The 24,397-nt window shown below is 61.4% G+C and carries 19 protein-coding genes; 14 read left to right on the forward strand and 5 right to left on the reverse strand.

What is annotated here, in order from left to right; genetic code table 11:
* Positions 1-44: 44 nt before the first annotated feature.
* Positions 45-1,421, reverse strand: coding sequence for an L-serine ammonia-lyase (locus BM70_RS0120025; protein ID WP_025857635.1), 1,377 nt, complete (start codon positions 1,419-1,421; stop codon positions 45-47).
* A 415-nt stretch (positions 1,422-1,836) separates the two neighbouring features.
* On the opposite strand from BM70_RS0120025, the gene BM70_RS0120030 reads away from it, so the two are divergent.
* The 3 genes from BM70_RS0120030 (at position 1,837) to choV (ending at position 4,874) form a co-directional block, all read left to right on the forward strand.
* Positions 1,837-2,784 (forward strand): choline ABC transporter substrate-binding protein, encoded by a 948-nt coding sequence (locus tag BM70_RS0120030; RefSeq protein ID WP_025857636.1) that lies wholly within the window; start codon positions 1,837-1,839, stop codon positions 2,782-2,784.
* Between the two features lie 69 nt (positions 2,785-2,853).
* A complete protein-coding gene (choW, locus tag BM70_RS0120035) occupies positions 2,854-3,699 on the forward strand; it encodes a choline ABC transporter permease subunit (protein WP_015886271.1) in 846 nt (281 codons plus the stop codon).
* Entirely contained in the window at positions 3,696-4,874 is a 1,179-nt protein-coding gene (gene choV, locus BM70_RS0120040; protein ID WP_025857637.1) for a choline ABC transporter ATP-binding protein, read from the forward strand. Before choW ends, choV begins: the two co-directional genes overlap by 4 nt.
* A 167-nt stretch (positions 4,875-5,041) precedes the next feature.
* Here choV and BM70_RS0120045 read toward each other — a convergent pair whose 3' ends face one another.
* Positions 5,042-6,976, reverse strand: coding sequence for a BCCT family transporter (locus BM70_RS0120045; protein WP_256220923.1), 1,935 nt, complete (start codon positions 6,974-6,976; stop codon positions 5,042-5,044).
* A 391-nt stretch (positions 6,977-7,367) separates the two neighbouring features.
* On the opposite strand from BM70_RS0120045, the gene betI reads away from it, so the two are divergent.
* The 10 genes from betI to yccS all read left to right on the forward strand — a co-directional run bounded on the left by betI (position 7,368) and on the right by yccS (position 22,054).
* On the forward strand, positions 7,368-7,961 hold the full coding sequence (gene betI, locus BM70_RS0120050) for a transcriptional regulator BetI (RefSeq protein WP_025857639.1): 594 nt from the start codon (positions 7,368-7,370) through the stop codon (positions 7,959-7,961).
* A gap of 109 nt (positions 7,962-8,070) precedes the next feature.
* The gene (gene betB / locus BM70_RS0120055) at positions 8,071-9,543 is read left to right on the forward strand and encodes a betaine-aldehyde dehydrogenase (RefSeq protein ID WP_025857640.1); all 1,473 of its coding nucleotides are present in this window, start codon (positions 8,071-8,073) and stop codon (positions 9,541-9,543) included.
* 117 nt (positions 9,544-9,660) lie between these two features.
* Positions 9,661-11,364, forward strand: a complete 1,704-nt coding sequence (gene betA / locus BM70_RS0120060) for a choline dehydrogenase (protein ID WP_025857641.1) — start codon at positions 9,661-9,663, stop codon at positions 11,362-11,364.
* A gap of 228 nt (positions 11,365-11,592) precedes the next feature.
* Positions 11,593-13,035: a TldD/PmbA family protein gene (locus BM70_RS0120065; protein ID WP_025857642.1), complete on the forward strand. Its 1,443-nt coding sequence runs from the start codon at positions 11,593-11,595 to the stop codon at positions 13,033-13,035.
* Positions 13,035-14,351 (forward strand): TldD/PmbA family protein, encoded by a 1,317-nt coding sequence (locus BM70_RS0120070; protein ID WP_025857643.1) that lies wholly within the window; start codon positions 13,035-13,037, stop codon positions 14,349-14,351. Before BM70_RS0120065 ends, BM70_RS0120070 begins: the two co-directional genes overlap by 1 nt.
* Before the next feature lie 219 nt (positions 14,352-14,570).
* Positions 14,571-15,461 (forward strand): alpha/beta fold hydrolase, encoded by an 891-nt coding sequence (locus BM70_RS0120075; protein ID WP_025857644.1) that lies wholly within the window; start codon positions 14,571-14,573, stop codon positions 15,459-15,461.
* A gap of 36 nt (positions 15,462-15,497) precedes the next feature.
* Positions 15,498-16,925, forward strand: a complete 1,428-nt coding sequence (gene mdtD, locus BM70_RS0120080; RefSeq protein ID WP_025857645.1) for a multidrug transporter subunit MdtD — start codon at positions 15,498-15,500, stop codon at positions 16,923-16,925.
* Between the two features lie 130 nt (positions 16,926-17,055).
* The gene (gene dbpA / locus BM70_RS0120085) at positions 17,056-18,393 is read left to right on the forward strand and encodes an ATP-dependent RNA helicase DbpA (RefSeq protein ID WP_231501119.1); all 1,338 of its coding nucleotides are present in this window, start codon (positions 17,056-17,058) and stop codon (positions 18,391-18,393) included.
* A gap of 92 nt (positions 18,394-18,485) precedes the next feature.
* On the forward strand, positions 18,486-19,664 hold the full coding sequence (locus tag BM70_RS0120090) for an NAD(P)/FAD-dependent oxidoreductase (protein ID WP_025857646.1): 1,179 nt from the start codon (positions 18,486-18,488) through the stop codon (positions 19,662-19,664).
* A 206-nt stretch (positions 19,665-19,870) separates the two neighbouring features.
* Entirely contained in the window at positions 19,871-22,054 is a 2,184-nt protein-coding gene (gene yccS / locus BM70_RS0120095) for a YccS family putative transporter (protein WP_025857647.1), read from the forward strand.
* A 125-nt stretch (positions 22,055-22,179) separates the two neighbouring features.
* Here yccS and BM70_RS0120100 read toward each other — a convergent pair whose 3' ends face one another.
* Positions 22,180-22,917, reverse strand: a complete 738-nt coding sequence (locus tag BM70_RS0120100; RefSeq protein WP_025857648.1) for an ABC transporter substrate-binding protein — start codon at positions 22,915-22,917, stop codon at positions 22,180-22,182.
* A 201-nt stretch (positions 22,918-23,118) separates the two neighbouring features.
* On the opposite strand from BM70_RS0120100, the gene BM70_RS0120105 reads away from it, so the two are divergent.
* Positions 23,119-23,571: a GNAT family N-acetyltransferase gene (locus BM70_RS0120105; RefSeq protein WP_025857649.1), complete on the forward strand. Its 453-nt coding sequence runs from the start codon at positions 23,119-23,121 to the stop codon at positions 23,569-23,571.
* On the opposite strand, the gene BM70_RS0120110 is transcribed toward BM70_RS0120105, so the two are convergent.
* Together BM70_RS0120110 and BM70_RS0120115 are read right to left on the reverse strand one after the other, a co-directional pair.
* The gene (locus BM70_RS0120110) at positions 23,568-23,864 is read right to left on the reverse strand and encodes a helix-turn-helix domain-containing protein (RefSeq protein WP_025857650.1); all 297 of its coding nucleotides are present in this window, start codon (positions 23,862-23,864) and stop codon (positions 23,568-23,570) included. The genes BM70_RS0120105 and BM70_RS0120110 overlap by 4 nt on opposite strands.
* A gap of 19 nt (positions 23,865-23,883) precedes the next feature.
* Entirely contained in the window at positions 23,884-24,384 is a 501-nt protein-coding gene (locus tag BM70_RS0120115; protein WP_025857651.1) for a M48 family metallopeptidase, read from the reverse strand.
* Between the last annotated feature and the right edge of the window lie 13 nt (positions 24,385-24,397).

A 24,397-nucleotide genomic window follows, 5' to 3' on the forward strand; every position in this document is an offset into this window, starting at 1 on the left:
TCGCGCCCCGGCGCGGGGCAAGCCCGCTCACCACAGCAAGCCCATCAGCATTCAACGGCACTCACCGCCAGCCCACCCCGCGACGTCTCTTTGTACTTGTCATGCATGTCCGCCCCGGTATCGCGCATGGTGCGGATCACCCGGTCCAGGGAGATAAAGTGCTGGCCGTCGCCCCGCAGCGCCATTTGCGCCGCGTTGATCGCCTTTACCGCCGCAATCGCATTGCGCTCGATGCACGGCACTTGCACCAGCCCGCCCACCGGGTCGCAGGTCAGGCCGAGGTTGTGCTCCAGGCCGATTTCGGCGGCGTTGCACAATTGTTCCGGCGTGGCGCCAAGAATCTCGGCCAAACCGGCGGCGGCCATGGCGCAGGCCGAACCCACCTCCCCTTGGCAGCCGACTTCCGCACCGGAGATCGAGGCGTTTTTCTTGCACAGGATGCCTACCGCCGCCGCACCGAGCAGGTAGTCGACCACGTTGGCTTCGGTGACCTCTTCACTGAATTTCATGAAGTAATGCAGCACCGCCGGGATGATCCCCGCCGCGCCATTGGTGGGCGCGGTCACCATGCGCCCGCCGGCAGCGTTTTCCTCGTTCACCGCCAGGGCGAACAGGTTGACCCATTCCATCGCGCTCAAGGTCGAGCCGATCACATTGGGCTTGTTCAACTCCTGCAGGCTGCGGTGCAACTTGGCCGCGCGGCGGCGCACGTTCAGGCCGCCGGGCAGGATGCCTTCGTGCTTGAGGCCCTGTTCCACGCAGTCCTGCATGGCGCGCCAGAGTTTCATCAGGCCGCTGCGGATTTCTTCTTCGGAGCGCCAGGTCTTTTCGTTGGCCAGCATCAACTCGGCGACACGCAGGTTATGGGTCTTGCACAGCTGCAACAGCTCTACTGCGCTGGAAAAATCATAAGGCAGCTCGGTACGGTCCATATCGGCCACGCCGCTCTGCGCCTGGGCCTCATCCACCACAAAGCCGCCGCCCACCGAATAGTAGGTGTCGCGGTGCAGCTCGCCGTGATCGCCCGTCACCACCAGGGTCATGGCATTGGGGTGGAACGGCAGGTTTTCGTCGAGCAGGCGCATGTCCCGCGCCCATACGAAGGGCACCGGCAAACGGCCGTCCAGCAGCAGGGTGTCGGTCTCGCGCAGGGTGTGGATGCGCACGCCGATTTGCGACGGATCGATCGCATCCGGCCACTCGCCCATCAGGCCCATGATGGTCGCAGTGTCGCTGCCGTGACCGATGCCGGTGGCCGACAATGAGCCGTAGAGCTGAACTTCGACGCGCCTGACTTGTTCCAACAGTTCACGTTCACGCAAAGCCTGGACGAACAACGCCGCAGCGCGCATGGGGCCGACGGTGTGAGAACTAGAAGGCCCGATGCCGATCTTGAACAGGTCGAAAACGCTGATAGCCATTAACGTGGAACTCCGCAGGTGAGCAGGCCGGACACCAAGGAGCTGCTACGCTCAGATCGCCCAGATGGCGGCATCATCAAGCTTTTACTTGCCGCCACGGCGTCTCACACCGACGCACTCATGCTCACCAGCGTCGCTCCCGTGCGATCGCCTGTTTTGGCCGTTTTTAGCGGTGCAGATGGGCAAAAACTGCAGTTTTGCCGCTGGAAAAATCTGTAAGCGACGTCACCGACACTGGATACGACCATCCCTGTACTGGATACGACGCCCCCTGTAGGCGTCAGATTTTCACTGGTACATGATCAGTCTCGACTCGTTTGCAAGGCACCGTGCCAGAGCTGTTGTCGCACGCACCAACCGCAACACCTATAAAGCGCGGCGAATGCCGCCAGAAAAAACACAGGAGTCTAGCCCCATGAAAGGTTCACCCTCGTTGTTGTTGGCCGCCATGCTGAGTCTGCCAGTCCTGGCGCACGCTGCAGAACCGGCACAATGTCAGACCGTCAACTTCTCCGATGTCGGCTGGACCGATATCACCGTCACGACCGCGACCACCAGCGAAATCCTCAAGGGGCTGGGCTACAAGCCGCGCACCACGATGATTTCGGTACCGGTGACCTACAAGTCACTGGCCGACGGCAAGAACATGGACATCTTCCTCGGCAACTGGATGCCGACCATGGAAAACGACATCAAGCAGTACCGTGATGCCGGCACCGTGGAAACCGTGCGCGCCAACCTGGAGAACGCCAAGTACACCCTGGCGGTCCCGGAAGCGCTGTACAACAAAGGCCTGAAAGACTTCGCCGATATCGCCAAATTCAAGGACGAGCTGGGCGGCAAGATCTACGGCATCGAGCCGGGTAACGACGGCAACCGCACCATCCAGACGCTGATCGACAAAGACGCCTTCGGCCTGAAAACCGCCGGCTTCAAAGTCGTCGAATCCAGCGAAGCCGGCATGCTCTCCCAGGTCGAACGCGCCACCAAACGCGACCAGGCCATCGTGTTCCTCGGCTGGGAACCGCACCCGATGAACACCCGTTTCAAGATGAAGTACCTGACCGGGGGTGACGATTCGTTCGGCCCCAACTACGGCCAGGCCACCATCTACACCAACACCCGCAAGGGCTACACCCAGGAATGCAGCAACGTGGGCCAGTTGCTGAAAAACCTGGTGTTCACCCTGAACATGGAAAGCACCCTGATGGGTAAAGTCCTGGACGATAAACAGAAACCCGATGCAGCGGCCAAGGCTTGGCTGAAAGCCAACCCGCAAGTGCTCGACACCTGGCTCGCCGGCGTCACCACCGTCGATGGCAAACCAGGTCTGGAGGCCGTCAAAGCTTATCTCGCCAAATAACACTCGCTGACCCCGGGCTGGTGCGCTGGCCCGGGATGTTTTCCCCTTCGCATGTGGACATTCACTACCATGCTGACTGAACAGAAAATCCCACTAGGCCAGTACATCGCTGCCTTCGTCGAATGGTTGACCCAGCACGGCGCCAACTACTTCGACGCAATCGCATCGACACTGGAAACGATGATCCACGGCGTGACGTTCGCGCTGACCTGGTTCAATCCGCTGGCATTGATCGGTCTGATTGCGCTGCTGGCTCACTTTATCCAACGTAAATGGGGACTGACTGTTTTTGTCATCGCCTCCTTCCTGCTGATCCTGAACCTGGGGTACTGGCAGGAAACCATGGAAACCCTCGCGCAGGTGTTGTTCGCCACCCTGGTCTGCGTGGTCATCGGTGTGCCGCTGGGCATTGTTGCCGCGCACAAGCCGATGTTCTACACCCTGATGCGGCCGGTGCTCGACCTGATGCAGACCGTACCGACCTTCGTCTACCTCATCCCTACCCTGACCCTCTTCGGGCTGGGTGTGGTGCCTGGGCTGATTTCCACGGTGGTGTTCGCGATTGCCGCGCCGATCCGCCTGACCTACCTGGGTATCCGCGATGTACCGCAAGAGTTGATGGACGCCGGCAAGGCCTTTGGCTGCTCGCGCCGTCAGTTGCTCTCGCGTATTGAACTGCCCCACGCCATGCCGAGCATTGCCGCCGGCATTACCCAATGCATCATGCTGTCGTTGTCGATGGTGGTGATCGCGGCCCTGGTGGGCGCCGATGGCCTCGGCAAACCCGTGGTCAACGCACTCAACACTGCCGATATCGCCCTGGGCTTTGAAGCCGGCCTGGCGATCGTGCTGCTGGCCATCATGCTCGACCGCATCTGCAAACAACCCGACGCTAAAGTAGGGGGTGATGCATGAGCATTATCCGATTCGACAATGTCGATGTGATCTTCTCCAAGGACCCACGCGAAGCGCTCAAGCTGCTGGACCAGGGGATGCACCGCAACGAGATCCTGAAAAAGACCGGGCAGATTGTCGGCGTAGAAAAAGCCAGCCTGGATATCGAGAAAGGCGAAATCTGCGTGCTGATGGGCTTGTCGGGCTCCGGCAAGTCCAGCTTGCTGCGCTGCATCAACGGCCTCAATACGGTGAGCCGTGGCCAACTGTTCGTGGAGCATGAAGGTCGCCAGATCGACATCGCCTCCTGCACGCCGGCCGAGCTGAAAATGATGCGCACCAAGCGCATCGCCATGGTGTTCCAGAAGTTCGCCCTGATGCCTTGGCTGACGGTGCGCGAGAACATCAGCTTCGGCCTGGAGATGCAGGGTCGCCCGGAGAAAGACCGGCGCAAGCTGGTGGATGAAAAACTCGAGCTGGTGGGCCTGACGCAATGGCGCAACAAGAAGCCCGATGAACTCTCCGGCGGCATGCAGCAACGCGTCGGCCTGGCCCGTGCGTTGGCGATGGACGCCGATATCCTGCTGATGGACGAACCCTTCTCAGCCCTCGACCCGCTGATCCGCCAGGGCCTGCAGGATGAACTGCTGGAACTGCAACGCAAGCTGAGCAAGACCATTGTCTTCGTGAGCCACGACCTCGATGAGGCGCTCAAACTGGGCAGCCGTATCGCGATCATGAAAGACGGCAAGATCATCCAGTACAGCGTGCCGGAAGAAATCGTGCTGAACCCGGCGGATGACTATGTGCGCACCTTCGTCGCCCATACCAACCCGCTGAACGTACTGTGCGGCCGCAGCCTGATGCGCACCCTCGACAACTGCAAGCGCGTGAACGGTTCGGTGTGCCTGGACCCGGGCGGCGACTCGTGGCTGGACCTGGCCGAAGGCAACACCATCAAGGGCGCCCGCCAGAATGGCGCAGTGATGAACCTGCAGAACTGGGAGCCGGGGCAAGCGGTGGAAGGTTTGGGCCGGCTGCCGACGCTGGTGGACTCGAACATCGGCATGCGCGATGCGTTGCAGATCCGCTATCACACCGGCAATAAGCTGGTGTTGCATGACAACAACCAGGTGGTGGGGATTCTGGGAGACAGTGAGCTGTACCACGCCTTGCTGGGCAAGAACCTGGGCTGATTCACACCGCAGGAACAACTGAAGAAACTGGGTCAATGTGGGAGCTGGCTTGCCTGCGATAGCGGTAGTGAATTCACCAAAGCTATCGCAGGCAAGCCAGCTCCCACAGTTGATTGGATTACCAATGCTTGGACAGGTGGTGTCAGTGACGACACCACCGGCTTTTATCAGCTATAGACACGGCCAAGGAGCTGCCGATGGCTTTCAAACTGATCGAGCACGTCCCGGGTGATCTGTTCCTGGGTGAAGCCCATCAGGTCGTATTCCTGAGGCCCGTTGTGCAGGTAAACCTCGGCACGGTAGTAACGGGTGCGCTCTTCCTCGGGCAGGTCACTCGGCGCCGACGAGTAAGCATCCAGGCTCACTTCGTAGACAAACGGGTTGCCTTCTTCCATCTCGATGCGCACACCGATGCAACGCTTGGACTTACCGAGCAAGGTCTGCACTTCCAGCCCCTGTTCACGCAACGCAGTCGCCGCTTGTTCCAGCGCCGGCGTGACGTGCTTGTCCATAAAGCGCTGCACGGTGCCTTGGCTCGGTTGCAGGTCCAGCGCGGTCAGGCGCTCGCTGAAACCACGACGGCCACGCTCGGCCAATTGCGCCTGCTCTTGCTCGATCGCCACGTCCTGGCGCATGGCCTTGTGCAAGCCGAACATGAAGAAGATCAGCACCACCGAGAACGGCAGCCCCGCCAGCACCACCATGGTTTGCATGGCTTCGAAGTTACCGGCGAACAGCAAGCCGATGGTCACCAGGGTAATCACCACCGACCAGAAGATCCGCAGCCAGTGCGGCGCATCTTCATCCACGTTGCCGCCTTTGCAGGAAAGGTTGGCCATCATCACCGCGCCGGAATCCGCCGGGGTCAGGAACAGTACGAAGCCCACAAAGATCGACACGCCAATGACGATTTTCGACGCCGGGTAATGCTCAAGCAGTTGGTAGATTGCCATGGAAGGCTGTTCCAACGCCGTCTTGCCCAACTCCACCGCACCGTGGTTCAGCACGAGGTCCAGGGCCGAGTTACCGAAGATCGACAGCCATGCCAGGGTGAAGCCCAGCGGGATCAGCAGCACGCCGGCCACCAGTTCACGCACCGTACGACCACGGGAAATACGCGCGATGAACATGCCCACGAATGGCGCCCAGGAAATCCACCACGCCCAGTAGAACAGGGTCCACAGGCCCATCCAGCGTTCGGTCTTGTCGGCATCGCCTTCGTAGACGTAGAGGTCGAAGGTTTTCAGGATGATGCCGTTGAGGTAGTCACCGGTGTTTTGCACCAGGCCGTTGAGCAGGTGCAAGGTCGGGCCGAACAGCAGCACGAAGATCAGCAAGCCGCTGAACAGCACGATGTTGAGGTTGGACAGGCGGCGGATGCCGTTCTCCACGCCCGACACGGCGGCGATGGTCGCCACGGTGCTCATCACGATGATCACGATCAGCAGGTTGGTGTTGCTGTGCTGCATGCCGAACAGGTTTTCCAACCCGGACGACACCTGCATCGAACCAATCCCCAGGTTCGTCACCAGGCCCAGCAGGGTCACGAACATGCCGAAACCGTCCACCGCATGGCCGGCCGCGCCCTTCACCCAGCGTTCGCCCACCAGCGGGTACAGCGCCGAACGCAAGGCCAGCGGCTGGTTATGACGATACGCGAAGTACGCCACCGCCAGGCCGACCAGCGCATAGATCGCCCAGCCGTGCAGGCCCCAGTGCAGGAAGGTCAGTTGCAGCGCCTGGCGTGCGGCACCATTGCTGGCGGCAGCGCCTTCGGGCGGGTTGAAGTAGTGGTCCAGCGGCTCCGAGGCACCGAAGTACAGCAGCGAGATGCCGATGCCCGACGAGAACAACATGCCGGCCCAGGCGCCGTAGCTGAAGTCCGGGGTGTCGTCCTTGCTGCCCAGTTTCAATTTGCCGTAGGACGAAAACGCCAGGCCCACCACAAACACGAGGTAGGCGGCGATGACCACCATGTAGTACCAGCCGAAGCTTTTGGAAAGCCACGCTTGTGCTACGCCGAGCATGCGCCCGGCCTCCTGCGGGGCGATGATCAGGATGGCGGTCAACAACAGAATCAGTGCGGTGGAGGTGTAGAACACCCAACCGTTGACCCGTACCTTTTCCGGCGGGGTCTTTATAAGAGAGGCAGAACTCATGGCGCAGATGCTCCAGGCAGTGCGAGAGAGAAACACAAGGCAACGGTTATCCCGGGACATCGATTTTTCGGCAGTCGACGGACGGGTGTTATAAAGACACCCCGAAAATTCTTGAGCCCCGCCGAAGCGGTGCCCAGGCCCTGATACGGCCTGTTTCAAGGGTTTTTGCAGGTGTCAGATGTCGCGGCTTGCACGTAGGAAATACCTGTAGGCAGCGACCATTTGTCGCAGATCTTATTCTTTGTTGATTGAACGTTCAATCAAAACAAAATAGACTGGCCATCAAGCCGACAGACGTTCATCGCCCGTCGGCAGGCCTAAGGAGAAGTGCTACATGCCAAAGGTCGGTATGCAACCCATACGCCGCCAGCAGTTGATCGAAGCCACCTTGACGGCCATCGATCAGGTCGGAATGGGGGATGCCAGCATTGCGCTGATCGCCCGTCTGGCCGGCGTCTCGAACGGCATCATCAGTCACTACTTTCAGGACAAGAACGGCCTGATCGCCGCGACGATGCGGTACTTGATGAATGTGCTGATCGAGAACGTCCACGAACGCAGGCTCGCACTGAAGGATGACAGCCCACGGGCGCACCTTCAGGTGATCATCGAGGGCAACTTCGATGCCAGCCAGGTCAACGGCCCGGCAATGAAAACCTGGCTGGCCTTCTGGGCCACCAGCATGCACCACCCGTCATTGCACAGGTTGCAGCGGATCAACGATCAACGTCTGTATTCCAACCTGTGCTGCCAGTTCCGCCGAGTGCTGCCGCTGCCGCACGCACGCAAAGCAGCCCGAGGCCTGGCGGCCCTGATCGACGGTTTGTGGTTGCGCGGCGCCCTGTCGGGAGACGCTTTCGACACGGAGCAGGCGCAACGGATCGCTTACGAATACATGGATTTCCAATTGGCCAAGCAGGTGAGTTAGAGCACACACAACCGCTCAACCCCTGAACGTCCGCCGCTCAGTGATGCCAGAACCCCATGGCCCACTGTCGGCGGGTAACGCCAACCACTTATGCACTTGCGAGGACTTTATGGCCCGTTTCGAACTGCAAAAACTCTACATTGACGGCGGCTACAGCGACGCTGGCAGCGATGCCACCTTCGAAGCCATCAACCCGGCTAACGGTGAAGTTCTCGCCCAAGTGCAACGCGCAACGAAAGAAGACGTTGAACGCGCCGTGGTCAGCGCCGAAAAAGGCCAGAAAATCTGGGCCGCGATGACCGCCATGGAGCGCTCGCGCATCCTGCGTCGCGCCGTCGACATCCTGCGCGAGCGCAACGACGAGTTGGCCGCCCTGGAAACCCTGGACACCGGTAAAGCCTTCTCCGAAACCAAGTACGTCGACATCGTCACCGGCGCCGACGTGCTGGAATACTACGCCGGCCTGGTGCCCGCCATCGAAGGCGAGCAGATCCCGCTGCGTGACACGTCGTTCGTCTACACCCGCCGCGAGCCGCTGGGCGTGGTAGCCGGTATCGGCGCGTGGAACTACCCGATCCAGATCGCCCTGTGGAAATCCGCACCGGCCCTGGCTGCCGGTAACGCGATGATCTTCAAGCCAAGCGAAGTCACCTCGCTGACCACCCTGAAACTGGCCGAGATCTACACCGAAGCCGGCGTTCCGGCGGGCGTGTTCAACGTATTGACCGGCAGCGGCCGTGAAGTCGGCACTTGGCTGACCGAACACCCGCGCATCGAGAAAGTCTCGTTCACCGGCGGCACCGACACCGGCAAGAAAGTCATGGCCAGCGCTTCGAGCTCGTCGCTCAAGGAAGTGACCATGGAGCTGGGCGGCAAGTCGCCGCTGATCGTGTTCGAAGATGCCGATCTGGATCGCGCTGCCGACATCGCGATGATGGCCAACTTCTACAGCTCCGGTCAGGTCTGCACCAACGGCACTCGCGTGTTCGTGCCCAAGCACCTGCAAGCAGCGTTCGAAGCCAAGATCGTTGAGCGTGTTGCACGCATCCGCGTCGGCAACCCGCAAGACGACAACACCAACTTCGGCCCGCTGGTCAGCTTCGCCCACATGGAAAGCGTGCTGGGCTACATCGCCAAAGGCAAGGAAGAAGGCGCACGCGTACTGTGCGGCGGCGACCGCCTGATCGACGGCGACTTCGCCAAAGGCGCTTTCGTGGCCCCGACCGTGTTCACCGACTGCACTGACGAAATGACCATCGTCCGTGAAGAAATCTTCGGCCCAGTGATGAGCATCCTCACTTACGAAACCGAAGAAGAAGTGATCCGTCGCGCCAACGACACCGACTTCGGCCTGGCTGCCGGCCTGGTGACCAAGGACCTGAACCGCGCCCACCGCGTGATTCATCAGCTGGAAGCGGGTATCTGCTGGATCAACGCCTGGGGCGAATCCGACGCGAAGATGCCGGTTGGTGGCTACAAGCAATCCGGTGTTGGCCGTGAGAACGGCATCAGCTCGCTGAACAACTTCACCCGCATCAAATCGGTACAGGTTGAGCTGGGCGACTACGCCTCGGTGTTCTAACAGCGTCGGGATTCGCCTTTGTAGTGAGCGGGCTCGCCCCGCGCTGGGCTGCGCAGCAGCCCCATCCCGGACACCACTGTTTGACTGACCTGACCATATCCAAAGAGGGTGCATCCAATGTCCCAAGAATACGATTACATCATTGTGGGTGCCGGCTCCGCCGGTAACACCCTGGCGACCCGTCTGACCGAAGACGAAGGCGTCACCGTCCTGCTGCTGGAAGCCGGTGGCCCGGACTACCGTTTCGACTTCCGTACCCAGATGCCAGCCGCCCTGGCCTTCCCACTCCAAGGCCGCCGCTACAACTGGGCCTACGAGACCGATCCAGAGCCACACATGGACGGCCGCCGGATGGAATGCGGTCGCGGCAAGGGCCTGGGTGGTTCTTCGCTGATCAACGGCATGTGCTACATCCGTGGCAACGCCATGGACTACGACAACTGGGCGAAGCTGCCAGGCCTGGAAAACTGGACCTACCTCGACTGCCTGCCGTATTTCCGCAAGGCCGAAACCCGCGACATCGGCCCGAACGACTGGCACGGCGGCGATGGCCCGGTCAGCGTGACCACGCCCAAAGCCGGCAATAACCCACTGTTCCACGCCATGGTCGAAGCCGGCGTGCAGGCCGGTTACCCGCGCACCGAAGACTTGAACGGCTACCAGCAGGAAGGCTTCGGCCCGATGGACCGTACCGTCACGCCAAAAGGCCGTCGCGCCAGCACCGCGCGCGGTTACCTGGACACCGCCAAGAAGCGCTCCACCCTGACCATCGTCACCCACGCCCTCACCGACAAAGTGTTGTTCGAAGGCAAGCGTGCCGTGGGCGTGCGTTACCTGATCGGTGCTGCCGAAGAGCGCGTTGAAGCCCGCGCCCGTAAAGAAGTGCTGGTGTGCAGCGGCGCGATCGCTTCGCCGCAACTGCTGCAACGCTCCGGTGTCGGCCCGGCCAAACTGCTGGAAAGCCTCGATATCCCGGTGGTCCATGACCTGCCAGGCGTCGGCGAAAACCTGCAGGACCACCTTGAGCTGTACCTGCAATACGCGTGCACCCAGCCCGTGTCGCTGTACCCGTCGCTGCTCTGGTACAACCAACCGGCGATCGGCGCCGAATGGCTGTTCAACGGCACCGGCATCGGCGCCAGCAACCAGTTCGAAGCGGGCGGTTTCATCCGTACCCGTGAAGAGTTCGAGTGGCCGAACATCCAGTACCACTTCCTGCCGGTAGCGATTAACTACAACGGCAGCAACGGTGTGAAAGAGCACGGTTTCCAGGCGCACATGGGCTCCATGCGTTCGCCAAGCCGTGGCCGCGTGCAACTGAAGTCGAAGAACCCACGGGACTACCCGAGCATCCTCTTCAACTACATGGCCACCGAGCAGGACTGGCAGGAATTCCGCGACGGCATCCGCCTGACCCGTGAAATCATGGCCCAGCCGGCACTCGACCAGTACCGTGGCCGCGAGATCAGCCCCGGCATTGACGTGCAAACCGATGAGCAACTGGACAAGTTCATCCGCGAGCACGCCGAGACCGCGTTCCACCCGTCCTGCTCGTGCAAGATGGGCACCGACGAAATGGCGGTCGTCGATGGCGAAGGCCGCGTGCATGGCATGCAGGGTCTGCGTGTGGTCGACGCATCGATCATGCCGATCATCACCACCGGCAACCTGAACGCGCCGACGATCATGATCGCCGAGAAAATCGCCGACAAGATCCGTGGCCGCCAGCCGCTGCCGCGCAGCACCGCCGACTACTACGTGGCCGGCGATGCGCCGGTGCGTGGCAAGCCGATGCGTGAAGTGGGCCCGACTGCGCAGTAACTGAAGCACTGTTGTGGTGAGCGAGCTTGCTCGCGCTGGAGTGCGAAGCGCTCCCAAGATTTTCAGGGCCGCTGCGCGGCCCAGCGCGGGGCAAGCCCGCTCACCACAACAAACCCGCTCACCACAATAAGCTCAAGCCACACAAGTGCTCGCCTTTCCTTGATCAGCTCACAGCCCAGGCCTACTCTGTTTGCCTGCCCGCGCCGAGCCGCCCACAAGGAAGGCCCCATGTTCGACCACCACGCCACACTCAAAAAGCATTTCAGTGCCCTGCGCACCACCGCCGATTTCTTCTCGCTGCGTTACGTACGCGAATCCGGCCAATACCTGGCCGTACGCAAGAACGTCGCCGAACCACCCCACCTGAACCACGACGAAGGCGCCATGCTCACCGTGCGTTTGAATGGCGTGGAAGCCTATGCCGCGACCAACGACATTTCCCTGCCAGGCTTGCAAGCTGCCCTTGAGCGTGCCGAACAGCAAGCCCGCCTGATCAAGCCCCATGCCCTGCTCGACCTGCGCGATCAACCCGTTTCCAGCGATGTCGCCGACTACCTGTCACCCAACCTTGCCCAGACCTTCGCGTCCCTGAGCGACTGCTACCAGTTGCTCGGCGATGAGTCCGCTGCCGTGCCCCAGGACGAGCGCCTGGTGAGCTGGGAAGTCAGCCTCGGCCTGACCCAGGTCGAGCAGATCTACCTCAACAGTGCCGGTGCCGAGTTGCGCCAGGCCCAGCGTTTTGTATTCCCCGGCGTCAATGTCACCGCCTACGACGGCAACGACAGCCAGTCGCGCACTTTCGGCGGTACCAACTTCGGCCAACAAGGTGGCTTCGATGTGATCGATCGCTTCGGCCTGGTCGGCGCCGCGCCGCGCATTGCCGACGAAGCCCTGCAACTGCTGCTGGCACCGAACACGCCCCAGGGCCCACGCGACCTGTTGCTGATGCCCGACCAGATGATCCTGCAGATCCACGAATCCATCGGCCACCCGCTGGAACTCGACCGCATCCTCGGCGATGAGCGTAATTACGCGGGCACCAGCTTCGTCAAGGCCGAGGACTTCGGCCACCTGCAATACGGCTCACCCTTGCTCAACGTGACCTTCGACCCGGACATTCCCGAACAACTGGCCAGCTACAGCCATGACGACGACGGCACCGCCGCCAGCAAGCAATTCCTGATCCGCGAAGGGTTGCTGCTCAAGCCGCTGGGCGGTGCGCTGTCGCAGTTCCGTTCCGGCATGGGCGGCGTGGCCAACAGCCGTGCCAGCAGTTGGAACCGCCCGCCGATCGACCGCATGGCCAACCTGAATATCGAAGCCGGTGACAAGAGCCTGGCGCAACTGGTTGGCGGCATCGAAAGCGGCATCCTGATGTCGACCAACCGCTCGTGGTCCATCGATGACGCGCGCAATAAATTCCAGTTCGGCTGCGAGTGGGGCCAGTTGATTGAAAACGGCGAGCTCAAGGGCGTGGTGAAAAACCCCAACTACCGGGCGATTTCCGCGCAGTTCTGGCGCAACCTCAGCGCCGTGGGCGACGCCAGCACTTTCAAGGTCCTGGGCACGCCGAACTGCGGCAAGGGTGAGCCCAACCAGGTCATCCGCGTCGGCCATGCATCGCCGGCCTGTGTATTCAGTGACATTGACGTATTCGGAGGAGATGCCTGATGAATAACTTCAAGGCATTGGTGGAGTGGCTCAAGCAAGCCATCACCGACAAGGAACAATTTCACCTGGGCTACGCCGCCGAAGCGTCCGAGTTCGTGCGCTTCAACCATGCGAAGGTGCGCCAGGCCGGGCAAGTGCAACAGGCCAGCCTCAACTTGAAGCTGATCAACGACGGTCGCCATGCCGACCTCGCCATTACCCTGGCTGGTGAACCGGAACTGGATCGCCAGCGCCTTGCCGAAGGCCTGCAGCAACTGCGCGAAACCCTGCCGTTGCTGCCCCACGATCCGTACCTGTTGCTCAACCACAACGCCTGGCAAAGCCACAACGAACAAGCCCGTCCCCTGCCGGCACTGGCCCAGGTACTGGAAGAAATCAGCCAGGCGGCCGAAGGCGTCGACCTGGTCGGCTTCTACGCCGCCGGCCCGATCAGCCGTGGCTTTGCCAGTTCGAATGGGGCATTTGGCTGGCATCAGGCCAACAGCTTCAACTTCGACTTCAGTCTGTTCCACGCCAATGGCGAAGCCGTGAAGGCCAGCTATGCCGGCGACGCATGGAACAGCGCCGAGTTCGCCCGCCGCCTTCAACAGACCCGTGAACAGCTCGAGTTTCTGGGCCGGCCGCTGCACAAGCTGGCGCCCGGCGCCTATCGCGCCTACCTGGCCCCGGCAGCGCTGGAGGAAATCATCAGCATCATCACCTGGGGTGGTTTTTCCGCCCAGGCCATCGCCAGCAAAGGCAGCTCGCTGCAACGGCTGTACGCCGGCGAACAACACCTCAGCCCGCTGGTGACGGTGACCGAACAGATCAGCGGCTCCCTGAGCCAGGCATTCTCCACCGAAGGCTACCCACGCAATGATGTCACGCTGATCAATGCGGGCCAGGCCGACGGCCAACTGGTGAACTCGCGCAGCGCCGCCGAATATGGCCTGAGCACCAACGGCGCCAGCAGTGATGAGTCGCCCAGCGCTCTGCAAATGGCCGCAGGCAACCTGGCCCAGGCCGATATCCTCAAGCAGTTGGGCACCGGGCTGTACATCAGCAACCTGTGGTACCTGAACTACTCCGACCTGCCGGCCGCCCGCCTGACCGGCATGACGCGCTTCGCCACGTTCTGGGTGGAAGACGGCGAGATCAAGGCGCCGGTCAGCACGATGCGCTTTGATGACAGTGTCTACAACCTGCTCGGTTCGCAGTTGGAAGCCCTGACCGCTGATCGGGAACTGCTGCTGTCCGCCAGTACGTACAGCCAGCGCAACACCGCCTCCAACCTGCTGCCGGGCGCCCTGGTCAAACGCCTGACCTTAACCTTGTAAATACAAAACCCTTGTGGGAGCAAGCCCGCTCCCACATTGTCTTGCGGTTACTTCCGACACCTCGACTCAATCCGTCCTACCGTCAAGTCCCATCTCACGCTTGCTCCAGCGTGCTCAGTTGTCGCTCTTAAAAAACCTCGCTATAAGGGTTGCTGGCCCCCCGCCACCCCACCCACGAGAGCACGACCTTGCCCGGGAAGGGCAAGCTGGAGCGTTGACATGAACCATGGAAGTTTTGTCATTGAAAAGCTGTTCAAGCACTACAACGTTCATGTTGAGCAGCTGGGAAACGATTCGGAAAAAAAGACCGTGCTGATGGTCAACGGCGCGCTGTCCACCACGCGCTCATTTGCTCGTACCAGCAAATGCCTGGCGGAGCATTTCAACGTGTTGCTGTTCGACCTGCCGTTCTCCGGCTATTCGCGCGAACACAACACTGACCTGGACCTGGTCACCAAGGATGACGAGGTGCAAATGCTGCGCGCCCTGGTCGAGCGTTTCCAGGTCAACCACCTGGTGTCGGCCTCCTGGGGCGGCATCTCGACGCTGCTGACCCTGGCGCACAACCCGCCATCCATCGAAAGCTCGGTGGTGATGGCCCTGGCACCCAACCTCAACCAAGCCATGCTCGACTATGTGGAGCGCGTGCGCGTGTTGATCGAGGCAGATGACAAGTCTGCCGTCGGCCACTTGCTCAACGAGACCGTGGGCAAGTACCTGTCGCCCCGACTCAAGCGCAACAACCACCGGCACTTGTCGACCATGGCCACCACCGAATACCGCCAGGCACGTTTTCATATCCACCAGGTGCTGGCCTTGGGCGATGGCAACTACCTGCCGGCCCTCAGGCAGATTGAAACACCGGTGCACTTTCTCAACGGCGCATTGGACGAATACACCCCCGCCGCAGAGGCAAAGGTGTTCAAGCAGTACGTGGGGCGCAGCAGCTTTGCCGTGGCCGAACATACTGGCCACTTGCTCGACCTGGAGTCACGCGAAGCGGCGTTGGCGGTACACCGCGCACTGTTGGATTTCCTGGTGGGCGAGCACGCTGCGTTGTCGGATTTAGACGAACCGCCAGTGGGAAAAGGAGCGACGGATGGCGCATAATCGCCAACACATAGCCTGCTAACAAAAAGGTTTTCCATGCCGAACCGCGTTCCGCTCGATGCCAAGACCGCCCGCTGGCTCCCCTGGGTGGTCGCGATTGCCTTCTTCATGCAGTCGCTGGACGGGACGATCCTCAACACGGCATTGCCGGCCATGGCCCGGGACCTCGCGGAAAACCCGCTGCGCATGCAAGGGGTGGTGATCGCCTACATGCTCACCGTCGCCTTGCTGATCCCGGCCTCGGGCTGGATCGCCGATCGCTTCGGCACCAAGAGAATCTTCTTCGGCGCGATCATGCTGTTCAGCATTGGTTCGCTGCTGTGCGCCTTGTCCAGCAGCCTGACCATGCTGGTGGGCGCACGAGTCATCCAGGGCCTGGGGGGCGCGTTGATGCTGCCGGTCGGGCGGCTGGTGGTGCTACGTGCGTATCCACGTTCCGAACTGGTGCGCATCATGGGCTTCATTACCATCCCTGGCCTGCTCGGCCCGCTGCTGGGCCCGACCATGGGCGGCTGGATGGTGCAATACCTGACCTGGCACTGGATCTTCCTGATCAACCTGCCGGTGGGCATGGTCGGCTGTTATGCCGTGTGGAAACTGATCCCCGACCTGCGCGGCAGCGAACGCACGCGCTTTGATGGCATCGGGTTTCTCTTGTTTGGCGCGGCGATGGTGCTGATCACCATCGCCATGGAAGGCCTGGGCGAACTGCACCTGCCGCACCTGCGGGTGATGTTGCTGCTGTTCGGCGGGCTGGCGTGCCTGGCGGCCTATTGGTTGCGGGCCGGGCATATCGATACCCCCCTGTTTTCGCCGGTGCTGTTCAGGACCCGCACCTTTGCCGTGGGTATTCTCGGCAACCTGTTCGCACGGCTGGGCAGTGGCGCCCTGCCGTTCCTGGTGCCGCTGCTGTTGCAGGTGGCGCTGGGTTATTCACCGTCGGAAGCCGGCATGAGCATGTTGCCCCTGGCGGCAGCGGCGATGTTCGCCAAATCCATCGCCCGCACGCTGATCGAACGCCTCGGCTACCGCATCGTGCTCACCGGCAATACGCTGGCGCTGGGCATCATGCTGGCCAGCATGGGCCTGGTCAGCGAGCACACGCCCTACCCGCTGCTGTTGTGCATGCTGGCGGTGCTGGGGGCGATCAACTCCCTGCAATTCACGGCGATGAACACCGTCACCCTGATCGACCTCGACGACGCCCAGGCCAGCAGCGGCAACAGTTTGCTGTCGGTGGTGGCGCAGTTGTCCCTCAGCCTGGGCGTAGCCTGCGCCGGTGCGCTGCTTGGCGGCTTCACCGCCGAAACCGGCAATGACGGTGTGGAAAGCGTACTCGGTGCGTTCCAGTTGACCTTCCTCACCGTGGGCATCATGGCGATGCTGGCGGCGGCGATCTTCCTGCAATTGTCGCCAACCGACGGCAAACGGGTGGTCAGCCGCGAGCACGACATCGAGCATTAACAGGCTTCTCGTCTAGAACTTGCGGGGAAATTCCCACGAGACTGGTACACTGCGCGACATTTTGTTTTGCAGAGCCAGTCCCGTGACTACCATCGCCACCGCTTTTAATACTTTGCCCCTGTCCGCCGCCATGCTGGCTAACCTCGACTCGCTGGGTTACGTCGAGATGACGCAGATCCAGGCGCAAAGCTTGCCGGTGATCCTCAAAGGGCTGGACCTGATTGCCCAGGCCAAGACCGGCAGCGGCAAGACCGCGGCGTTCGGCATCGGCCTGTTGAACCCGATCAACCCGCGCTACTTCGGCTGCCAGGCCCTGGTGATGTGCCCGACCCGTGAGCTGGCCGACCAGGTCGCCAAGGAAATCCGCCGCCTGGCCCGTGCCGAAGACAACATCAAGGTACTGACCCTGTGCGGCGGCGTGTCCCTCGGCCCGCAGATCGCCTCCCTGGAACACGGTGCCCACGTCATCGTCGGTACACCGGGCCGTATCCAGCAGCACCTGCGCAAAGGTTCGCTGGTGCTGGACGGCCTCAACACGCTGATCCTCGATGAAGCCGACCGCATGCTCGACATGGGCTTCTACGACGCCATCGAAGACATCATCAGCAAGACCCCGCCGCGCCGCCAGACCCTGCTGTTCTCGGCCACCTACCCGGTGAGCATCAAGCAGCTTGCTTCCAAGTTCATGCGCGCGCCGCAGCAAGTGAAGGCCGAAGCCTTCCACTCCGATGACCAGATCGAGCAGCGCTTCTACGAGATTTCCCCGGAAGAGCGCATGGACGCGGTGACCAAGGTCCTGGCGCACTTCCGCCCGGCCTCCTGCGTAGCGTTCTGCTTCACCAAGCAGCAAGTGCAGGAAACCGTGGATCACCTGACGTCCAAGGGCATTTCCGCCGTCGGCCTGCATGGCGACCTGGAACAGCGCGACCGTGACCAGGTGCTGGCGATGTTTGCCAACCGCAGCACGTCGGTGCTCGTCGCCACCGACGTCGCCGCCCGTGGTCTGGATATCGACTCGCTGGACATGGTGATCAACGTCGAACTGGCCCGCGATTCGGAAATCCATATCCACCGTGTCGGCCGTACCGGTCGCGCCGGTGAGACCGGCATCGCCATCAGCCTCGTGGCCCCGTCCGAAGCGCACCGTGCCCAGGCCATCGAGCAACTGCAGAAGTCGCCACTGAACTGGGACCAACTGGACAACCTCAAGCCGCAAAGCGGTGGTCCGTTGCTGCCGCAGATGAGCACCTTGTGCATCGCTGCCGGCCGTAAAGACAAGGTTCGCCCGGGCGACATCCTCGGCGCGTTGACCGGTGAAGCCGGCATCCCGGGCGCCCAGGTCGGCAAGATCGCGATCTTCGACTTCCAGGCTTTCGTGGCCGTGGAACGCGGGATCGCCAAGCAGGCACTGCAGCGCTTGAACGACGGCAAGATCAAAGGCCGTTCGTTGCGCGTGCGCATCCTGTAACACTCTCCGATCCAATGTGTGTGTGGCTCACCACAACAGCCCTCTCCCACATTCAATTGCATTTCATATCAAGTTTCTGTGAGGACAAAGCTGTGCGCTCGACCGAAGTTGTGATCATTGGCGCCGGCGCCGCTGGCTTGATGTGCGCGCTGACGGCCGCCGGGCGTGGGCGCAAGGTGATGTTGATCGACCATGCGAACAAGGCCGGCAAGAAGATCCTGATGTCCGGCGGTGGCCGTTGCAACTTCACCAATATGTACACCGAGCCGGCCAACTTCCTCTCGCACAACGAACACTTCTGCAAATCCGCCCTGGCGCGCTACACCCAGTGGGACTTTATCGGGCTGGTGGCCAAACACGGCGTGCCGTACCACGAGAAAAAGCTCGGCCAGTTGTTCTGCGATAACAAGTCCAGCGACATCCTCGGCATGTTGCTCGACGAGTGCATCCAGGTCGGTGTGAGCATGCACCTGGACACGTCGGTCCAGGAGATTGCCAAGCTGGAAGCCGGTTATCAGTTGCAAACCACCTTGGGTGAACTGCGCTGCGAATCCCTGGTGATCGCCACCGGCGGCCTGTCGATCCCGACTCTGGGTGCCACCGGTTTTGGTTACCAGGTAGCCAAGCAGTTCGGCCATGAACTGCTGCCGACCCGCGCAGGTTTGGTGCCATTTACCATTACCGATCAGCTCAAGGACTTGTGCGGCGAGCTGTCCGGTACTTCCGTGGATTGCCTGGTCAGCTGCAACGACCAGAGCTTTCGCGAGAACATCCTGTTTACCCACCGTGGTCTCAGTGGCCCGGCGATTTTGCAGATTTCGTCGTACTGGGAATCCGGCGACACGGTAGAAATCAACCTGCTGCCCGACCACGACGCGCACACCTGGCTGCAACAGCAACAGGTCGAGCACCCCAATAGCGAGTTGAAAACCCTACTGGGTGAGATCTTCACCAAGAAGATGGCCAACCTGTTGGCGCAAATCTGGTTTGTGTCCAAGCCGATGAAGCAATACACCCACGCCGAAGTGGCCGACATCGCGCAAAAGTTGTCGAGCTGGCAGTTGGTGCCGGCAGGTACTGAAGGCTATCGCACGGCCGAGGTGACGCTGGGTGGCGTGGACACACGTGAAGTGTCGTCCAAGACCATGGAATCGCTGAAAAGCCCGGGGCTGTACTTTATTGGTGAAGTGCTGGATGTGACCGGCCACCTGGGCGGGTTCAACTTCCAGTGGGCGTGGGCATCCGGCTACGCCGCCGCGCAATACGCCTGACAAAAGGCTGTACTCGGTCAAAATGTGGGAGCTGGCTTGCCTGCGATAGCGGTGGTGAATTCATCGCCGCCATCGCAGGCAAGCTAGCTCCCACATTCGTTTTGGGGTGGCACTCAAAAATATGCAATGAGATGTGATCGCCACGCTTGCCGTGACGTCACTGATGGCTCAATTTAACGGCATCGTCCCGGAAGACTCCAGACTCCATGTCATCGACCTCGTTCAAGCAGTCCATGCGGCGCCTGTGGGCACTGGATAAATTCAGCTACAGCATACGGGTGTTCATCGCCCTCACCGGCAGCATGGCGCTGTGCTGGTATCAGGATGAAATGACGCTGCTGATCCCGTTGTTCCTGGGGATTATCGCCAGCGCCCTGGCCGAGACCGATGACAGTTGGCAAGGCCGCCTCAACGCCCTGGCGGTGACGCTGGTGTGTTTCAGCATCGCCGCGCTGTCGGTGGAGCTGCTGTTCCCTTATCCGTGGATCTTCGCAATCTCCCTGGCCCTGGCCACCTTCTGCCTGACCATGCTCGGCGCCTTGGGCGAGCGCTATGGCGCGATTGCGTCGGCGACGCTGATCCTGTCGGTGTACACCATGATCGGCGTGGACCAGCGCGGCGGCGCCGTCTCCGACTTCTGGCACGAACCGTTGCTGCTGGTGGCCGGCGCTGCCTGGTACGGCGCGCTGTCGGTGCTGTGGCAGGCGCTGTTTTCCAACCAGCCGGTGCAGCAGAGCCTGGCACGACTGTTTCGCGAGCTGGGGCGTTACCTCAAGCTGAAGTCGTCGTTGTTCGAACCGATCCGCCAGCTGGATGTGGAAGCGCGACGCCTGGAGCTGGCCCAGCAGAACGGCCGCGTGGTGGCAGCGTTGAATGCGGCGAAGGAAATCATCCTGCACCGTGTAGGCAATGGTCGTCCCGGTTCGAAAGTCAGCCGCTACCTGAAGCTGTACTTCCTGGCCCAGGACATCCACGAACGCGCCAGCTCGTCCCACTACCCCTACAACGCCCTGGCCGAGGCCTTCTTCCACAGCGACGTGCTGTTCCGTTGCCAGCGCCTGCTACGCCAACAAGGCAAGGCCTGCCAGACCCTGGCCGAATCGATCCAGATGCGCCAGCCATTCATCTATGACGACAGCTTCGCCGAAGCCCTGGGCGACCTGAACGCGTCCCTGGAACACCTGCGCATCCAGAGCAACCCGGCCTGGCGCGGCCTGCTGCGCTCGTTGCGCGCCCTGGCGGCCAACCTGTCCACGCTGGACCGCCTGCTGGGCGACGCCAGCAACCCCGACAGCCTGGCGGACGCCACTGATAGCAACCTGCTGGACCGCGCCCCGCGCAACCTCAAGGAAATGTGGACGCGCCTGCGCACACAGATGACGCCGACGTCGCTGTTGTTCCGGCACGCGCTGCGTCTGTCCCTGGCGCTGACGGTCGGCTACGGCATGCTGCATGCGATCCACGCGTCCCAGGGCTACTGGATCATCCTCACCACGCTGTTTGTTTGCCAACCGAACTACGGCGCCACCCGGCGCAAGCTCGGCCAGCGGATCATCGGCACCGCCATCGGCCTCACCGTGGCATGGGCGCTGTTCGACCTGTTCCCGAGCCCCTTGGTGCAGTCAATGTTCGCCATCGCCGCCGGCCTGGTGTTCTTTATCAACCGCACCACCCGCTACACCCTGGCCACTGCAGCCATCACCTTGATGGTGCTGTTCTGCTTCAACCAGGTCGGCGATGGCTACGGGCTGTTCCTGCCGCGACTGTTGGATACCTTGCTCGGCAGCCTGATCGCCGGCCTGGCGGTGTTCCTGTTCCTGCCGGACTGGCAAGGCCGCCGCTTGAACAAAGTGCTGGCCAACACCCTGAGCTGCAACAGCATCTACCTGCGCCAGATCATGCAGCAGTACGCCGCCGGCAAGAGCGACGACCTGGCCTACCGCCTGGCCCGGCGCAATGCGCACAACGCCGATGCGGCGCTGTCCACCACCCTGGCGAACATGCTGATGGAGCCGGGGCACTTCCGTAAGGAGGCGGACGTGGGCTTCCGCTTCCTGGTGCTGTCGCACACCTTGCTGAGTTATTTGTCAGGCCTGGGCGCGCACCGCGAAACCCAATTGCCGGCCGAAGTGCGTGAGCATCTGATCGACGGCGCCGGGAATACCTTGGCAGCGAGCATCGATGAAATCGCCACGGGGTTGGCCAACAAGCAGCCGATTGCGATTCAGAGCGATGCTGAAGAAGCCCTGGCAACAGACCTGGAGCAGATGCCGGATGAGATTGATGAAGGGCAGCGGTTGGTGCAGACGCAGTTGGCGTTGATATGCCGGCAGTTGGGGCCGTTGCGCACCTTGGCGGCGCATCTGATCAAAGACACCAGCGCGGCCTGACCTATGGCGAGCGGGCTTGTCGAATCGTCGCACCGCCCGCGTTGGAGTGCGAAGCGCTCCCAAGATTTTTGGGGCCGCTGCGCAGCCCAATGCGGGGCCAGCCCGCTCGCCACAAGAGGCACCCGCTACATGCCATGCTGCTTCATCAACCGCGCATAACTGCCATCCGCCTTCATCCTGGCAATCTCTCGGTCAAAGCCGGCAACGATCTGCGCATGCTCGGGGTTCTTCAGGCTGACCAGGATATGCAGGCTGTTTTCGCTCAGCGGTTTGGGTAAAAACTCCACGGCACTGCGCACTCGCGCCGACTCGCGCGACAGGTAATAGCGCGCCACATATTCGTCCTCCACCGTCAGCCGCACCCGCTGCGCCGCCAGCATACGCACGGCCATGGCGAAGTTATGCACAGGGATTTTCTGTAGCTGCGCATCCCCATCGAACGCCGCCGAATAGGCATAACCGCGCACCACGGCGATGGGGTAATCGTGCAGTTGCTCGAGGTTCTGGAACTCAATGGGATCGTCGCGGCGCTTGATGAAGCGCACGCGGTTGAGCAGGTATTCTCCAGAGAACTGCCCCAACTGCGTACGGGCATCGTCGTACCAGGCGTTGACCAGCACGTCATAGCGCCCTTCGCCCACGCCCATCAGCGCCCGGGCCCAGGGCACCTGTTCAAAATCGCTGGCGTAACCCGCACGGGCCAGGGCGGTACTGACGATATCAGTGGCCAACCCACCGTTGATCAAGGTGGCATCGGTAAAGGGTGGCCAGGCATCCGCAACCAGGCGCAAGCGCTGTGCGAATGCCGGCTGGGCCAGCAACAACACTCCAATCAAAGCAACGGCACGAGAGAATCGCGGCATGCTCAAAGTCCTTGGCAGGCAGGCGGTGGCCTTAGCTCAGGCGGGGCCTGAGATTCTAACAGTAGCTCAGATTACACAAAGAAACCGGCACCGGACGCACTCAATGATGGCTATTTGACTTCACTCACAAAAATAGCTGATTTAGACAGCGTTGCCGGCTGCGCTTACTATCCGAAACAGACATTTATAAGAGAACACACCATGACAGTTGAATGGGTCTGCAAACATCACGATGACCTCGGCAAGGAGCAGCTTTACGCCATCCTGCGTCTGCGTAACGAGGTGTTTGTCGTCGAGCAGAAATGCGTTTACCAGGATCTCGACGGACAGGATTTGTCGGGCGACACCCACCACCTGATGGCCTGGCAGAATGACCAACTGGTGGCTTACCTGCGCCTGCTGGACCCTGAGTCCCAAGGCGGTGATGTGGTGATCGGCCGGGTGATCGTGGCACCGGTGACACGTGGCACCGGGCTGGGGCATCGGATGATGGAAGAGACACTCAAGCAGATTGCCGATATCTGGCCCGAGACACCGATATTCCTGTCAGCCCAGGCGCACCTGCAGGGCTACTACGGGCGTTATGGGTTCGTAGTGGCCGGTGAGGAATACCTTGAGGATGATATTCCGCACATTGGCATGAGAAAGGACTAGGGGTAACCCAGCACCTGCTTGATCTGCCCCAGGTTTGCCTCGATCCAGCGCCGATCAATCGCCCCCCAGCTGCGAATCCGATAGTGCCCGGCATGGTTGCGGGCGCCGTCTTCCTGTTCGAACTCACACAGGATATCCAGGTCGGCCAATGCCGCAATCGTGTCCTGCGCCGTGCGCCGGGGCATGCCGGTGGCGTCGGTCAGGGCCGGGACGTTGCTGGCCTGGCCGCTGTCGATCAGGTAGGCCACGTACAGGCGGCGGTAAAAGCTGCTCTTGGTCTTGCTCACATCCATGGTCGGTCGCCTTGTGCGGTCAGGGCCTGCCCTGCAGGTCGCGGTACGTGAGGTAGACGCGCAGGTCGAATTCCACCTGATGGTAGCCCGGCATCATGTATTCACAGAGTTTGTAGAACGCCTTGTTGTGGTCCGACTCCTTGAAGTGCGCCAGTTCATGTACCACGATCATGCGCAGAAACTCGGGCGCGGCTTCCTTGAACAGCGCGGCAATGCGGATCTCTTTCTTGGATTTCAGATTGCCGCCTTGCACCCGTGAGATCGTGGTGTGCAGGCCGAGGGCGCGGTGAGTCAGGTCCAGGCGGTTATCGAACAGCACCTTGTCGATCGCCGGCGCATTACGCAGGTGTTCCTGCTTCAAGGCCAGGGCATAGGTATACAACGCCTTGTCGCTCTGCACGGCGTGGCGTTCGGGGTAACGTTGTTCCAGGTAGGCACCCAACTGGTCCTTGGCGATCAGCTGGCGCACTTGCTCCTGGAGGGCGGCGGGATACGCCTGGAGGTATTTCAGCGCGGTCATGGGTTCTGCAACA

The sequence above is a fragment of the Pseudomonas sp. CHM02 genome (assembly GCF_000612585.1).
In the GTDB taxonomy this organism is placed as follows: domain Bacteria; phylum Pseudomonadota; class Gammaproteobacteria; order Pseudomonadales; family Pseudomonadaceae; genus Aquipseudomonas.